12 protein-coding genes and 1 CRISPR repeat array are annotated in these 14,904 nt (G+C 64.7%); of the genes, 8 read left to right on the plus strand and 4 right to left on the minus strand.

Going from position 1 to position 14,904, the window contains the following annotated elements:
• Window positions 1-10: 10 nt before the first annotated feature.
• Window positions 11-847, minus strand: coding sequence for an HTR-like protein (locus tag SVXhr_RS11060; RefSeq protein ID WP_275737252.1), 837 nt, complete (start codon window positions 845-847; stop codon window positions 11-13).
• 69 nt (window positions 848-916) lie between these two features.
• Window positions 917-1,987, minus strand: a complete 1,071-nt coding sequence (locus SVXhr_RS11065; RefSeq protein ID WP_275737253.1) for a hypothetical protein — start codon at window positions 1,985-1,987, stop codon at window positions 917-919.
• 139 nt (window positions 1,988-2,126) lie between these two features.
• Between SVXhr_RS11065 and SVXhr_RS11070 the strand changes: the two genes are divergently transcribed.
• The 5 genes from SVXhr_RS11070 to SVXhr_RS11090 all read left to right on the plus strand — a co-directional run bounded on the left by SVXhr_RS11070 (window position 2,127) and on the right by SVXhr_RS11090 (window position 8,030).
• Window positions 2,127-2,756: a ferritin family protein gene (locus SVXhr_RS11070; RefSeq protein WP_275737254.1), complete on the plus strand. Its 630-nt coding sequence runs from the start codon at window positions 2,127-2,129 to the stop codon at window positions 2,754-2,756.
• A gap of 110 nt (window positions 2,757-2,866) precedes the next feature.
• A complete protein-coding gene (locus SVXhr_RS11075) occupies window positions 2,867-3,904 on the plus strand; it encodes a saccharopine dehydrogenase NADP-binding domain-containing protein (RefSeq protein WP_275737255.1) in 1,038 nt (345 codons plus the stop codon).
• A gap of 76 nt (window positions 3,905-3,980) precedes the next feature.
• Window positions 3,981-4,748, plus strand: coding sequence for a molybdopterin-binding protein (locus SVXhr_RS11080; RefSeq protein WP_275737256.1), 768 nt, complete (start codon window positions 3,981-3,983; stop codon window positions 4,746-4,748).
• 141 nt (window positions 4,749-4,889) lie between these two features.
• A complete protein-coding gene (gene uvrB, locus SVXhr_RS11085; RefSeq protein ID WP_275737257.1) occupies window positions 4,890-6,947 on the plus strand; it encodes an excinuclease ABC subunit UvrB in 2,058 nt (685 codons plus the stop codon).
• A gap of 51 nt (window positions 6,948-6,998) precedes the next feature.
• Window positions 6,999-8,030: an alpha/beta hydrolase gene (locus SVXhr_RS11090; protein ID WP_275737258.1), complete on the plus strand. Its 1,032-nt coding sequence runs from the start codon at window positions 6,999-7,001 to the stop codon at window positions 8,028-8,030.
• A gap of 44 nt (window positions 8,031-8,074) precedes the next feature.
• Here SVXhr_RS11090 and SVXhr_RS11095 read toward each other — a convergent pair whose 3' ends face one another.
• Window positions 8,075-9,043, minus strand: a complete 969-nt coding sequence (locus tag SVXhr_RS11095) for a beta-ribofuranosylaminobenzene 5'-phosphate synthase family protein (protein WP_275737259.1) — start codon at window positions 9,041-9,043, stop codon at window positions 8,075-8,077.
• Between the two features lie 93 nt (window positions 9,044-9,136).
• Between SVXhr_RS11095 and SVXhr_RS11100 the strand changes: the two genes are divergently transcribed.
• From SVXhr_RS11100 to ilvD, 3 genes are all read left to right on the plus strand, one after another.
• Window positions 9,137-9,889 (plus strand): DICT sensory domain-containing protein, encoded by a 753-nt coding sequence (locus tag SVXhr_RS11100; protein WP_275737260.1) that lies wholly within the window; start codon window positions 9,137-9,139, stop codon window positions 9,887-9,889.
• 156 nt (window positions 9,890-10,045) lie between these two features.
• Entirely contained in the window at window positions 10,046-10,555 is a 510-nt protein-coding gene (locus SVXhr_RS11105; RefSeq protein ID WP_275737261.1) for a hypothetical protein, read from the plus strand.
• A 278-nt stretch (window positions 10,556-10,833) separates the two neighbouring features.
• Complete coding sequence (gene ilvD / locus SVXhr_RS11110; RefSeq protein WP_275737262.1) at window positions 10,834-12,573, plus strand: dihydroxy-acid dehydratase; 1,740 nt, start codon at window positions 10,834-10,836, stop codon at window positions 12,571-12,573.
• 172 nt (window positions 12,574-12,745) lie between these two features.
• Window positions 12,746-14,217: direct repeats of the CRISPR family, unit length 30 nt; unit sequence GTTTCAGACGGACCCTCGTGGGGTTGAAGC.
• A gap of 25 nt (window positions 14,218-14,242) precedes the next feature.
• On the opposite strand, the gene SVXhr_RS11115 is transcribed toward ilvD, so the two are convergent.
• Window positions 14,243-14,893: a helix-turn-helix domain-containing protein gene (locus SVXhr_RS11115; protein WP_275737263.1), complete on the minus strand. Its 651-nt coding sequence runs from the start codon at window positions 14,891-14,893 to the stop codon at window positions 14,243-14,245.
• Window positions 14,894-14,904 lie beyond the last annotated feature (11 nt).

The following is a 14,904-nucleotide window of genomic DNA, read 5'->3' on the forward strand; positions in this document are numbered from 1 at the left end:
ATGCGGAGCGTTACCTGATCTTCCGGACGTCGCTGATGTCGAAACCAGCGTCGTCGATCTCAGTTTCGAAGCGGACGATGTCCTCGTCTTCGAGCTGTGAGAGGACGCCCCGGAACTGCTTGATGACGAGCGTCCGGGCACGGGTACTGCCGCCGCTCTCCCACTCGAATCGCATCGTCCCGTTGACCGCGTCACCGAGCTGGCCGAGGCGTTCGGGCGAGATCGTCTCGTGGTTGACGTGGGCGAGGATCAAGCCGTCCCAGGAGTGGGCCGCCTTCTGGAGGCCCTTGACCACGTAGTTGATGTCGGACCAGGTGATATTCTCGCCGGTCGTGCTGATGAGGTCAGTCAGCGAGTCGATCACGACGAGGTTGTCGGGGGCATGCGCGGACATGAGATCGCCGAACGCCGACAATAGCTCCTCGCGGTCGGTCCGCGATCGGAGATCGGTCACGCTGGCCGTCCGCTCGGCGTACCAGTCCCGCGGGAGCGGGCTCTCGTGGAAGAAATGCGTCGAGAGATCGTGAAACGTCACCGCCTGCAGTCCGGCCTCGACGATCTCGTCGTCGATCGTCTGGGAGACCTCCCACCGGAACTGTGACTCGCCGGCGCTAAAGGAGACGTAGTGGATCTCCTCGGGGAGCGTCGCGTCGGCCGCGAGATCACCGTAATAGAGGTCGTGAAGTTCCGGATCACCGGCTGCCAGGCCGTTGATGAGCGCGCTGGTGTACATGAACTCGCGTGCGCCGGCCCCTGATTCGCCCGAAAGTAAGACGACGGTCCCCCGCGGGGCCCCGCCGTTGACGATCGAGTCCATCCGCTGGATTCCCAGGGGGATGCGTTCCATACCGATGGGTCTCGGCGGGCGGGCTTGTGTGTTACGGCGGGCATCGATGTCCATGAGGTCGAAGCCTGACTACTCACGATCCGTCTCGGTGTCAGCCGTGAGGTCATGGGTACGGTCGGTTTCTCGCAGGATGAACGGCCCGATGGAGAGCGTTCGTTTGGTGACTGTCACGATGCGGAGGACGTAGGCGAGCAGGAGCGCAAACGGGAGCAGCGAGACCGCGACGGCCCCGCTCACGACAAGGACACCGGTTCGGACGCCCAGCAGCGTCCCCGACAACACCGTCGGATCGAGGTAGAGGACGCCGACGACAGCGGTGAGAAGCGCCGGGATCGAGGCGTACAGCATCGCCCGCGAGAGGTCGATGAGTTCCCACTGGAAGTACAGCGTCTTGAAGTGCTCGCGCGCCGGGCCGAACAGTTCGAGCGCCTGGATCAACTCCGCCAGGGCGTCGTCGGCAGCCTCGGTGAGAACGTCGTCGTGCTCGGCCCGAATTCGCCGCCCAGCGTAGAGCTTCCAGGAGTAGTTGTAGTTGAGCGCCGAGAAGACGACGTCGAACTCGCCGAACTGTGACCCTTCGAGGTTGTGGGCCACCGTATCCGCGTTCTCCACGACGGTGTCGACGAACGGGTCGACCTGTTCGGTGAGCGCGGGATCGTCGATGGCCGCGACGGCGTCCCCGACGGCCTCGGCCCGGCGTCGCGTGAGTTCGACCAACGACCGGAGGAACGCCGAGGGCTGGGCCGGGCTCACCGGTTCCTCGATCACGTCCTCGACGTCGCGACGGAACGCCATCGCGCCCTCCATGCGCTCGCGCTGGTCGCCGATCGGCCCCTGTTCCTGTGAGAGGACGAGTTGGCTCAGGGTGAGCACGAGCGTGACGCCGGTGATGATCGCGGTGAGCAGCCCCTGAAACAGCGTCTCCAGTGGATCGCCCTGGGTGAACAGGGCCGGCGTGCCGGCGGGATGAAACTGACCGATGGCGACGAGCGCGAGAAAGATCGCGCCCACGATCCCGGCCGCGACGGCCGAGCGATCCACGACGAGCAACAGCCAGAACTTCCGGCTGCTCGCCGGCACCCGCTCGCGCATCGTATCGCTCGGCCGGTTCTCGCCGGCGTCCCCGCTCGCGTCGCCCATGAGAGAGTCCTCGACCGCCAGCCGGAAAGGCGTGCGGTTGCCCGGCTCTCACCTGGGAGAACAGGAAATGAAACGGCGACCACGATCCAGTTTTGCAGGCATCGGTGGCTTCTAACCCAGGGCGTACTAGCAACGGGACATGAACGCCGAGCAGTTCAGCCACCAAATCCGCGACGACAACGACACCGCCCTCTCGCGACTCGGGTCCTCGAAAGCCCTGTACGCCGACACAGCGGGAGAGATGGGCGAGGAAACCGTCCTCTCGGCCGCTGCCGACGCCGAACACCACGCCGCCGTCACGTACCAGCAGTGGGCCGACAACGAGGGCAACGACGAGGTCGCCGACGCCTTTGCGGAGACCGCCGCCGAAGAACGCGACCACTACGAGCGCGTCGCCGGGAAACTCGACGACCACGAGCCAAGCGAGGGCGTCCCCGCAATCCAGGCGTATCTCCGTGAGCTGGACGGCACGATCGAGCGTCTCGGCGGGTTCGTCGGCCGCACGATCGCCGCCGAGAAGTCAAAAGAGCAGTTCACCGGCTACTTCGTCGGCGAAGCCGACCCACAGACGGCACAGCTGTTCCGCGACGTGGGCAGCGACCTCGACCCGCAACTCGATCGGGCGGGGGAACTGCTGGAATCGGTCTGTGAAAGCGACGACGACTGGGAGCAGGCCGCCGAAGCGGCCTCCGGTGCGATCCAGACGGCCTACGACGCCTACACCGAATCGCTGGAGTCGATGGGCGTCAATCCGAAGCCCGTCTGCTGACCAGGAGAGCGAGCCTTCCGGGGTTCGTCGATCCGAGCGTCGGTATCCCTCGAATCGCCAGCGGTGATCGACAGGACCGGACTTTTGTCAGTGAAGACTGATATGGGACCATGACGGCACTCATCTACGGCGCGTATGGCTATACGGGCGAACTGATCGCCCAGGAGGCAGTCGACCGCGGGCTCGACGTCATTCTCGCGGGGCGCAACGGGACGAAGACCCGCGGACTCGCGATCCAGCTCGGTGTCGACTCCCGCGTGTTCGCCGTCGGGGAGGCCCGGAGCCATCTCGATGGTGTCGACGTGGTACTCAACTGCGCCGGCCCGTTCGTCGAGACCGCCAAGCCGATGGTCGAAGCCTGTCTGGCAACCGGAACCGACTACCTCGACATCACGGGCGAGATCCCGGTCTTCGAGGCACTGGCTGAACGGGACCGGGACGCCGAGGACGCGGGCGTCTGTCTGCTCCCGGGCGTGGGCTTCGACGTCGTCCCGACGGACTGCCTGGCGGCCCACCTCCACGACAGACTGCCGGAGGCGACCCACCTCAGACTCGGGATCGACGCGCCGGGGTCGGTCTCCGGCGGGACGCTGGCGACGGCGATCGGACAGGCCGGTGCGGGCGGGATGGTTCGGCGAAACGGGCGACTCCAATCGGAACCGCCGGGTTCGAAAACGCGATCGATCGACTTCGGACGCGGGCCGACCCACGCTGTCGGCGCGCCGATGGGCGACGTCTCGACCGCCTACTACACGACCGGGATCGAGAACGTCGAGGTGTATCTGAGCGCGCCGGAATTCGCGGAATATCTGCTTCGAGCGAGTGATTTCGTCACGCCACTGCTTGCCGTCCCCCTCGTCAAACCCGGGTTGCAGGCATTCGTGCGTGCGCTCGTGAGCGGGCCGTCCCCGGATGAGAGAGAACGCGAACGGGTCAGACTCTGGGGGGAGGTGACCGACGGCGAGACGAGCGTTCGCTCACGACTGGAGACGCCCGAAACGTACGCGCTGACGGTTGAGGCGGCGACGACGGCCGTCGAGCGGGTGGAAGCAGGATCCGACATCACTGGCTACCAGACGCCGGCGGCGGCGTTCGGCCCCGACTACGTCCTCGATCTCGACGGCGTCGAGGGGTTTCTCGACGAGTGAGTCCTTTGGCGGGTGAGTGCTGCCCAGTTCGGTGGACGGAAACACTAACCACCATCGAAGACCGAACGGGTCTACAATGGATGTCGCCGTACTCACCGTCGGCGAGGAGCTACTGGCCGGTGACACCGACAACACGAACGCCTCGTGGCTCGCCGCGGAATTGACTACCCGCGGCGTCTCTGTCCGGCGGATTCTCACCGTTCCTGACGACCGTGATGTCATCGCTGATCGTACCAGGGCATACAGTGATGCCTTCGATGCCGTGATCGTCACTGGCGGGATCGGTGGGACGCCTGACGACGTGACGATGGACGCGGTCGCAGCTGCCTTCGATCGAGGGCTTGTCGCCAGTGACCTCGCGATTGGCGAAGTCAAGCAACGACTGGCAGAAATCAGCGATTCAGTCCCCGAACTCGACATCGACGTCGAGGCGGAAGCCGCGATCCCGGCGGGGGCCGAACCGCTGTCCAACCCCGAAGGACTGGCCCCGGGCTGCCGGCTGGAGAACGTCTACGTGCTCCCGGGGATTCCAAGCGAAATGCAGGCGATGTTCGAGACGATCGCTACGGATTTCACGGGTACGTTGACCGAACGACTCCTCTACACTGTCGAACCCGAGGCGAACATCGTCGGTGCCCTGGCCGACGCACGCGACCGCTTCGACGTCCGGGTCGGCTGTTATCCGGATCGAGCGGCGCGGCACAACCGGCTGAAACTCACCGGAACTGACGAGACGGCACTCGACGATGCCGCGGCGTGGCTTCTGGAAGTGATCGACGCCAGCGAGACACCGGTCGAGCGCGACTGGGATCCAGACCACGGGCCGGCGGGCGGACCAGACTGACTGCGGGGTGGCCGGTTGCTGGTGCCCGTCCCGAATCGGCTCCCGTATTTGCAAACCGGTACCGGCAGGGTGGCGAACTCACGACGTCAGGGCTGCGTCGAGCGAGGCCGTCAAGTGCCTCAAGCGATTATGATAGGCACAATGAGCGACACCGGCGGCCCCCTCTCCCCGGACCGGCCCGACGCAGAGACCGACTTTCGCGTCGACGCGCCGTTCGAACCCGCTGGCGACCAGCCCGCGGCCATCGAACAGCTGGCCGACGGCTATCGGTCGGGGATGGACAAACAGACCCTGCTGGGCGTGACGGGATCGGGCAAAACCAACACCGTCTCGTGGGTTCTCGAAGAGATCCAACAGCCCACCCTCGTGATCGCCCACAACAAGACCCTCGCCGCACAGCTCTACGAGGAGTTCCGCGAGCTGTTCCCCGACAACGCCGTCGAATATTTCGTCTCCTACTACGATTACTACCAGCCCGAGGCCTACGTCGAACAGACGGACAAGTACATCGAGAAGGACGCCTCGATCAACGACGAGATCGACCGCCTGCGCCACTCCGCGACCCGCTCGCTTCTCACTCGCGATGACGTGATCGTCGTCGCCAGCGTCTCGGCCATCTACGGACTGGGCGACCCCGCCAACTACGTCGACATGTCCCTCCGGCTGGAGGTCGGCCAGGAGATCGACCGCGACGCGTTGCTGGGGCGGCTCGTCGACCTCAATTACGAACGCAACGACGTCGACTTCACGCAGGGGACGTTCCGCGTGCGCGGCGACACCGTCGAGATCTACCCGATGTACGGCCGCTACGCGTTGCGCGTGGAACTTTGGGGCGAGGAGATCGACCGCATCTCGAAGCTCGACCCCCTGGAAGGGGAGTTACAGAGCGAGGAACCCGCCGCCCTGATCCACCCCGCCGAGCACTACTCGATTCCCGAGCAGGAAATACAGAATGCGATCGAAGAGATCGAGGAGCTGATGGAACGGCGGGTCGATTACTTCGAGCGACAGGGCGATCTCGTCGCCGCCCAGCGCATCGAGGAACGGACGACCTTCGACCTGGAGATGCTCGAAGAGACGGGCTACTGCTCGGGCATCGAGAACTACTCCGTCCACCTCTCGGACCGGGAGTCGGGCGAAGCGCCCTACACCCTACTCGATTACTTCCCGGATGACTTCCTGACGGTCGTCGACGAGTCACACCAGACGATCCCCCAGATCAAGGGCCAATACGAGGGCGACAAATCCCGGAAGGACTCCCTCGTCGAGAACGGGTTTCGACTGCCGACGGCCTACGACAACCGCCCGCTGACCTTCGAGGAGTTCGAGGAGAAAACGGACCAAACACTGTACGTCTCCGCGACGCCGAGCGACTACGAGCGCGAGCAGAGTGATCAGGTGGTCGAGCAGATCGTCCGCCCGACCTACCTCGTCGATCCCGAGATCGAGGTCAGCCCCGCCGAGTCGCAGGTCGACGATCTCATGGATCGCCTCGACGCCCTGCCCGACGACGAGCGGGCCTTAGTGACGACGCTGACCAAGCGCATGGCCGAGGACCTCACCGAATACCTCGAAGAGGCGGGCGTCGCCGTCGAGTACATGCACGACGAGACCGACACCCTGGAGCGCCACGAGCTGGTTCGGGGCTTGCGCGCGGGGGAGTTCGACGTGCTCGTCGGGATCAACCTCCTCCGTGAGGGCCTTGACATCCCGGAAGTGAGTCTCGTCGCCATCCTCGACGCCGACCAGGAGGGATTCCTCCGCAGCGAGACGACGCTCGTCCAGACGATGGGCCGGGCCGCCCGGAACGTCAACGGCAAGGTCGTCCTCTACGCCGACGAGCCCAGCGACGCCATGGAATCGGCCATCGCGGAGACGAAGCGGCGGCGGCGGATTCAACGCGAATACAACGAGGAGCACGGCCACGAGCCGACGACCATCGAGAAGGCCATCGGCGAGACGAACCTGCCGGGGAGCAAGACCGACACCGGCGGGTCGGCGACGGCCGATCCCGAGGACGAAGAGGCCGCAGCCAGATTGATCGAGGAGTTGGAGGAGCGCATGGGGGAAGCGGCGGACAACCTGGAGTTCGAACTCGCGGCGGACATCCGCGATCGCATCCGGGAACTGCGCGAGGAGTACGATCTGGACGGGCCGGATGGACCCGGCGAGGACGGCGTCCCGGCTCCCGAGCGTTGAACCGGTCGAAACCCAGCACTATTATCTGGCTGTCACGTCTCACGGGCGAATATGACTGGTCCCCCGACCTGGACGCGACGTGGCGTGCTGACGGCACTGCTCGCCGCCGGTGCCGGCTGTACAACCGAGACGAACGACTCGACGACGAGTACCCAGGGTCCGGCAGCCTCTCCGTCCACAGACGAGCCTTCCGAGCGTTCGACGACGTCAGCACCGACGCCCACAGAAACCGCGACGACGACCGAGGAGCCGACGGCGACGGACGAACCGACGACCGAAGAGCCGACGACAACCGCCGAATCGATGGAAGAGATCACCGACGTCGCGTTCAGAGAGACGCCCCAGCGGACGCTTCGACTCGACCTCTATCTCCCATCGACCGAGGAGGCCAGTCCGTTCGTCGTCTATGCCCACGGCGGCGGCTGGATCGGCGGTGACAAGGGCCACCGGCCGATGTTCGATCGACTTGTCGAGGAAGGCTTCGCCGTCGCCGATATTCAGTACCGTTTGGCCCAGGAGAAGCAGTATCCGGCGGCGGTTCGGGACGTTGTCGCGGCCGTGAAATGGGTCCGGGCCAACGCCGGCGAGTATGGAATCGATAGCGATCGCGGGGCACTCATGGGATATTCTGCCGGGGCACACCTGGCCGCGCTGGTCGCTGTCGCGCCCGATCACGGGACCTTCCAGCCCGACGAGTTCCACCCGGACGTCCCGGTCGGCGTCGACGCGCTCGTCGGCTACAGCGGCCCCTACGACTTCACTGAATCCGGGATCGGAGAGAACCCGCTCGTCGCGGCCTTTTTCGGCGCGGACGCCCCGACGGAGCGTCTCGAGGAGGGATCACCCGTCAGTCACGTTGAGGGCGACGATCCGCCGGCACTGTTGATCCACGGCACCGATGACAACGTCGTGCCCTACCGCTCGACGACGGCCCTGGCTGACGCCTACCGGGACGCCGGCGCGACGGTCGAGGTTCTCACCGGCGACGACGTGGGCCACGGGATGATCGACAACGACGAGTGGCGCGAGGAGACGCTACCGAGCCAGGAGCAGTTCCTCGCCGACCACCTCTTGACGCAATAACTCGGTTCGTTCTCACGGTCGAGGATGGTGCCAAGAGAAGTCCATCAAGAGTCCAACAGTCGGTACCCTTCGTTGTCCGGGGCGACGATCCTGACATCTCCCTCGACGTCGTTCCGGGTAAGGGCGTCCTCGGCAGCTTCGCGGACGATATCCGCGGTCTCAGTGCCGGTGATGGCATAGACCGTCGGCCCCCAGGAGGACTGCCCGACGCCATCGACACCCGAGACGGCCGAGAGCGACTCGATGAGCCGGCCGGCTGGCGGGCGATAGACCCCGCCCTGTTCGTCGGCATACCAGGCCCCGTTGAGCCGGCCGAGCCGGGTAACCGCCTCGCCGAATGTCCGGCGGTCATCGTCGGCGATCGCCGGCAGGAGGCGCTGGGTCAGAAGGGGTGCGATCTCGTCGGCGATCCCCGGATCGGCCCCTTCGACGATCGAGCGCATGCTCGCGTCCTCCTCGTTCCCGTGCTGGCCGGTCTCGACATCGGGCGTGACGAGGACGAACCGCCAGGAGTCGGGAATCGCGTGGCGGGCGACGACCGGCGGCGTGGTCCAGGCACCCGTCTCGGGTGGACTGTGAGTGAAGCGCTCGACCGGATGGCCACCGTCGACGACGAAGCCACCGTCGAGAACGGTCGCGATCCCGACGCCGCTACGGCCGCCGCGTCCCAGGTCGGGCGCGCGGTCGCGGACGTCCACGTCGATGTCGTAGATGTCGGCGATGCCCACGAGCGTCGCCAGCGCGAGTCGTGTCCCGCTACCCAGCCCGGCGTGGCGTTCGAAGCGCTCCGCGACGGCGATCTCCGCGCCGGGCACGTCAAGCACCTCGATGGCCCGGCGGGCATAGGGTTCGACCGCTTCGTCCGGGCAGACGAGTTCCTCGGCCCGCTCGACGTCGATGACGAGCCGTGGCTCGTCGATCGACCACCCGATCCCGCCGTAGAGGCGGTCGCGCGCCAGCGAGAGGTTCTGGAAGCCCGCGTGCAGGCGAGCGCCGATCGAGACGCGCGTCATCGTGTCTCGATTGGGCGAGGCGTCTCTTGAAGGCTGGTGTCTCGCCCGCGGGACAGGGTATTATGCCGGTCGGGAACCGAGAGTGTCGTAGCGATGACGCTCGCCCGGATCGTCGAGGCGATACACGACCACGAGAAGGAGCTGACGCTGTTCAACTGCGACCGCGACGATCCGATCGCCGACGACCTCGCCGAGTTCTTCCGCACGCAGAACGTCCGCATCCGGACGGCGAAGACGGCCTCGGGACAGCCGGCCGAGATCGCCGTGCTCAGCGATCGGGACCGCGTCCGCTCGGTCGTCGCCGTCTCGACACTCAGGGACCTGCTCGACGGCGTCCTGCCGGGCGCCGACGCCGTCGGCATCGCGGACGGGGCATACGAGCCCATCCTCGAACCGCTCAAGGAGACGACGTTCACCGCCTACGACACCGAGGAGATGCTGTATACGTCCCGCGAGATCGAGGATCGTGCCCGGCGAATGCGAGACGGGACGATCCACGCCGGCTTCCAGCGGCTCTCGCTGTTTGCCGAGCAGCGATCGATCTACGCCGACCTCGCGGCACGGGGCGTCGATGTCCACGCCTACGGAGTGCCCGATACGCCACCGCCGGACATCGACGGCGCTGTCCACCCGATCGAGAACGACGAGATCGCCGAGACGTGGTTCGTCGTCTTCGACGGGGGCGAGCAGGACGGACAGAAGTCTGCACTGCTCGCCGAGGAACGCGACGAGGGGTCGTTCTACGGGATCTGGACGTACGATGCGACGATCGTCGACAAGATTCTCGAGCACCTCGAAGCGACGTACCTCTTTCCGGATCGGGCCCATCCACAGTCCGACAGCTGAACACGCGATGATGACGATCGGCGGGGCCGGTTCGTTTTCGCGCCGGATGATCGGGATGCCCCACGGCTGACCATGTGAATGTAACTCTATTAGTGTCCCGTCCCGAAATTTTGGTAAGAAATACAACTCGAGGCGAGCAGTCGAGAGGATACCGCTATGGATCCGGATCTCACTCTCCCCATCGATCGAATCGGGCGACTACTGAAGCCGAGATACATCTCTTGGTTAGTCGCAAACGTCCTCGTCTTTTTTCTCATCAGCAGACAATCCGAAGAAGTCGTCGTCGAACCTGGCCAGGGTGGATACGTCGAAATATTCGTCTGGCCGACGCTCCGGGACGGATATAGACTAACGGATACTGGTTTCGGTGGCCCAACCGTTGATTTTGCCGGACTACTCTGGAATTACGTTGTCGTCCTTCTGCCGGTATATCTGGCACTCACGGTCGCCGCAAATCTGGTGTACCCTAAAACGTTCAGAGCCATGGAAGTAACACCAATAGTCTATCGCGATCTCTGGCTCGTCAGTATTCTTGGGGGCGTTCTCACGTTCTTTCTCGCTGCAATCGTTGGATATGAAGGGACCATATTGTGGCTGACGATGGGCCTGATCATTTTCGGCACACTGCTCGGCGGCATTACCGCACGATCCGAAGACAAGAACTAGCGGTGTTGGGGTGTCGTAATTGCCCACGCAGAAACCACATTGTGGCCAGCATGTTTTGCGTTCGGCCCGCGACGGTCCAGTATGGCAACTGGCCGGGCCATCGAAGAAGTGAAAGTCAACAATCAGGGGCTCATACCGCTCGATTCGGCCACAGATCCGTTCGAGTGAAAAGTCGAGGTTCAAGCTAGCCGGCCGATCCGCGATGACGCAGGAAGGCGATATCGGAGACAATCGGCCCCACCGGGTCCTTTTTACTCGCTCCGGGACTCGAATAGGGCATGTCTAACGACGACAGGTTCTCACGCGACAAAGACGAGGACCTTCCGAGCACCGACGTCACTGAAGGACCCGACAAAGCGCCCCACCGGGCGATGTTCCGCGCGATGGGCTACGACGACGCCGACTTCGACTCGCCGCTGGTCGGCATCGCCAACCCCGCCGCCGACATCACGCCGTGTAACGTCCACCTCGACGACGTGGCCGAGACGGCCTGGGACGCCACCGACGAAGCGGGCGGGATGCCCGTCGAGTTCGGGACGATCACCATCTCCGACGCCATCTCGATGGGCACCGAGGGGATGAAGGCCTCGCTGATATCCCGGGAAGTCATCGCCGACTCCGTCGAACTGGTGGCCTTCGGCGAGCGCGTCGACGGCCTCGTCACCATCGGCGGCTGCGACAAGAACATGCCCGGGATGATGATGGCGATGATCCGCACCGATCTCCCGAGTGTCTTCCTCTATGGCGGGTCGATCATGCCCGGCGAGCACGATGGGAGAGATGTGACCATCGTCCAGGTCTTCGAGGGCGTCGGCGCCTACGCCACCGGCGACATGGACGCCGACGAACTCGACGACCTCGAACGCAACGCCTGCCCGGGTGCGGGGGCCTGCGGCGGGATGTTCACCGCCAACACGATGGCCTCGATCTCGGAGGTGATCGGCCTCGCACCGCTTGGCAGCGCAAGCCCGCCCGCCGAAGAGGAGAGTCGCGAAGACGTGGCCCGCGAGACGGGCGAGCTCGCTGTCGAAGTCATCGAGGAGCGCCGTCGTCCCTCGGATATTCTCTCACGGAAGTCCTTCGAGAACGCCATCGCCCTCCAGACGGCGATCGGCGGGTCGACAAACGCCGTCCTCCACTTGCTGGCGATGGCCGCCGAGGCCGGCGTCGAGCTGGACATCGAGGACTTCGACGAGATCAGCCGACGGACGCCGAAGATCGCCGACCTCCAGCCCGGCGGCGAGAAGGTGATGAACGACCTCCACGAGATCGGCGGCGTCCCGGTCGTCCTCCGGCGGCTCCTGGAAGCCGATCTCCTCCACGGCGACGCCATGACGATCACCGGCCGGACGCTGGCCGAGGAGATCGAGCACTTAGAAGAGAAGGGGCGACTCCCGCCCGAGGAAGAGATCGACGCCGACTTCCTCTACTCGATCGACGACCCGAAGGAACCCGAGGGCGCGATCAAGATCCTGACGGGCAACCTCGCGCCCGACGGCGCGGTGCTGAAGGCGACGGGCAACGACGAATTCTACCACCAGGGGCCGGCCCGGATCTTCGAGGACGAGGAGGACGCAATGGCGTACGTCCAGGAGGATCGCATCGAGTCCGGCGACGTGATCATCATCCGTGGCGAGGGGCCCAAGGGTGGCCCTGGCATGCGGGAGATGCTCGGCGTCACCGCCGCCGTCGTGGGCCAGGGCCACGAGGACGACGTGGCGCTGCTCACTGACGGGCGCTTCTCTGGCGGGACGCGCGGGCCGATGATCGGCCACGTCGCCCCCGAGAGTTTCGTCGGTGGGCCGATCGGCGCGCTCGAAGACGGCGACACCGTGACGGTGGACATTCCCGAGCGCTCGCTCGACGTTGACCTTAGCGACGCGGAGATCCAACAGCGTCTTGATGAGCGCGACGATCCCGAGCCGACCTACGAGAATGGTGTGCTGGCGAAGTACCACCGGGACTTCGACTCGGCGGCCAACGGCGCAGTGAGCAACCCCGGCGTCAAGCGGGAGTGAGTCACCGCAACAGCAGCGAACTGAGCACAGTGTAGCTCGTCTCTGTATCACGGTGCTGGGTGATTGGTGAGTTTTTCATCGACCCCCCGGGTCTCGTGGGCTATTGACGGTCGACGAAAACACTAACTTCCAGGCAGGGATATCACGCGCTATATGGCCGGTTTCGGCCATGGTTTCAGACGGACCCTCGTGGGGTTGAAGCCTCCTGGAGGAACGCGCGAACGTCCTCGATCTCGACACGTTTCAGACGGACCCTCGTGGGGTTGAAGCCGTATCGAAGGAATCCCGGCGACAGACTGGACCTACAGTTTCAGACGGACCCTCGTGGGGTTGAAGCGTAAAGTCCGGCGTGGCTCAGGACGTAGGAAACGACGTTTCAGACGGACCCTCGTGGGGTTGAAGCAGCGACATCGAGCGCGAGGAGTACAACCTCGACGAGTTTCAGACGGACCCTCGTGGGGTTGAAGCCTCGACAAGTGCGTCGTACTTCGGCTGGGTGACGAGGTTTCAGACGGACCCTCGTGGGGTTGAAGCGACCTCCGGGAAAACGACCTCATGGCCCAGCGGTGGTTTCAGACGGACCCTCGTGGGGTTGAAGCGACCTCCGGGAAAACGACCTCATGGCCCAGCGGTGGTTTCAGACGGACCCTCGTGGGGTTGAAGCTAAAGTTGATCGCACCACCACCGTAGAACAGGTGTGTTTCAGACGGACCCTCGTGGGGTTGAAGCCTGTTTGCCCATTGACGTGCTCACCCAGACTTGGTTTCAGACGGACCCTCGTGGGGTTGAAGCTGCATACGCTTTCACACGGCAAAACTCATGGTCCGTGTTTCAGACGGACCCTCGTGGGGTTGAAGCGTCCAGCTCGGGGCCGGTGGCTCGGCCCCGCTGATGTTTCAGACGGACCCTCGTGGGGTTGAAGCTCGTCGTAGTCGTCCCAGCGGTCCTGGACGAACAAGTTTCAGACGGACCCTCGTGGGGTTGAAGCTCGTTTCGAGCCTCTTCGACACGGTCCTCGCCGAAGTTTCAGACGGACCCTCGTGGGGTTGAAGCCAGGAGGCGACGGACGAGCGGGTAGCTCGTTACGCGTTTCAGACGGACCCTCGTGGGGTTGAAGCTGGCTGTACTCGTAGCCCACGATGGTCGCGCCACCGGTTTCAGACGGACCCTCGTGGGGTTGAAGCTATCGTCGCTGTCGTCGCCGGGTCCGACCGGTCGGGTTTCAGACGGACCCTCGTGGGGTTGAAGCTATCGTCGCTGTCGTCGCCGGGTCCGACCGGTCGGGTTTCAGACGGACCCTCGTGGGGTTGAAGCTCGGGGCGGGGGCCGTGCTCGACATGGCCGGCGGTTTCAGACGGACCCTCGTGGGGTTGAAGCGCGGAGGTGGCCGGCGATGCGTAGCCTGTTTGCCCGCGTTTCAGACGGACCCTCGTGGGGTTGAAGCATGGAGTGTTCGTGGGAGATGAGATGTCTATGGGGTGGTTTCAGACGGACCCTCGTGGGGTTGAAGCGCCGGCTGCCCGAGGGAGATCTTCGGCAGCTCGACGCCGTTTCAGACGGACCCTCGTGGGGTTGAAGCCGCGAGCAACTCGCCGAAGCTCTTCCGCTCTCCGTGTTTCAGACGGACCCTCGTGGGGTTGAAGCGCGACGAAAAATCCACCGAAGAGACTCACTCGAACAGCCCGGCCATCACGGCGCGTTCGGCTTTCCGGAGGTGATCCGAGACGGTACTGGCCGCACAATCGAGCCGTGCGGCGATATCAGCCACTGACGCGTCCCGAGGTACGTCGTAGTACCCCATCTCGACGGCCATCTGTGCGACCTCCCGCTGGCGGTCCGTCAGCTCAAGGGTCTCCCGGCCCGGGCCGCGATACTCACCGATCGACTCGATCGTGACGTCGATCGCGTCCGGAACGGCATCGATCACGCTTTCGAGGGCCTCACTGCGACCCACGATCCTGAGTCGCGTCGTTCCGTCGGCGTGGTAGATCACCGGCGGAACCAGGACGACGTGTTTGCCGTCGAAGGAATCTCGTAGCTGTCGGTCCATCTCACGAGTCTCGTGTTCGACGTAGGCGTAGAATGCGTCATCGTCGATCGGCGTGAGATCGTAATCGGTGACGAACCGCGCTGCATCGATCGCCTCACGGTAGGGATCGATCGGGCCGACGACGCGGAACAGCAGGACGTCGAGTTCGCTCCGCGAGAAGTTCCAGATCAACAGCTCCGCCCGCTCGAAGCCCGCAGTCTCCGTAATGAAGGTGTGCATCGGGTTGCGCCAGTCCGGCGGTTCCTGCATGGTGGCGGCGAGCGATTTCACAGCCGGCCTTG

The sequence above is a fragment of the Halorhabdus sp. SVX81 genome, assembly GCF_029207715.1.
Lineage (GTDB): Archaea > Halobacteriota > Halobacteria > Halobacteriales > Haloarculaceae > Halorhabdus.

What these genes read in the sequence shown, in the direction of transcription:
- SVXhr_RS11060 (WP_275737252.1), bottom strand. Translation starts at nt 847, where the DNA reads ATGGAACGCATCCCCCTGGGAATCCAGCGGATGGACTCGATCGTCAAC.
- SVXhr_RS11065 (WP_275737253.1), bottom strand. Translation starts at nt 1,987, where the DNA reads ATGGGCGACGCGAGCGGGGACGCCGGCGAGAACCGGCCGAGCGATACG.
- SVXhr_RS11070 (WP_275737254.1), top strand. Translation starts at nt 2,127, where the DNA reads ATGAACGCCGAGCAGTTCAGCCACCAAATCCGCGACGACAACGACACC.
- SVXhr_RS11075 (WP_275737255.1), top strand. Translation starts at nt 2,867, where the DNA reads ATGACGGCACTCATCTACGGCGCGTATGGCTATACGGGCGAACTGATC.
- SVXhr_RS11080 (WP_275737256.1), top strand. Translation starts at nt 3,981, where the DNA reads ATGGATGTCGCCGTACTCACCGTCGGCGAGGAGCTACTGGCCGGTGAC.
- uvrB (WP_275737257.1), top strand. Translation starts at nt 4,890, where the DNA reads ATGAGCGACACCGGCGGCCCCCTCTCCCCGGACCGGCCCGACGCAGAG.
- SVXhr_RS11090 (WP_275737258.1), top strand. Translation starts at nt 6,999, where the DNA reads ATGACTGGTCCCCCGACCTGGACGCGACGTGGCGTGCTGACGGCACTG.
- SVXhr_RS11095 (WP_275737259.1), bottom strand. Translation starts at nt 9,043, where the DNA reads ATGACGCGCGTCTCGATCGGCGCTCGCCTGCACGCGGGCTTCCAGAAC.
- SVXhr_RS11100 (WP_275737260.1), top strand. Translation starts at nt 9,137, where the DNA reads ATGACGCTCGCCCGGATCGTCGAGGCGATACACGACCACGAGAAGGAG.
- SVXhr_RS11105 (WP_275737261.1), top strand. Translation starts at nt 10,046, where the DNA reads ATGGATCCGGATCTCACTCTCCCCATCGATCGAATCGGGCGACTACTG.
- ilvD (WP_275737262.1), top strand. Translation starts at nt 10,834, where the DNA reads ATGTCTAACGACGACAGGTTCTCACGCGACAAAGACGAGGACCTTCCG.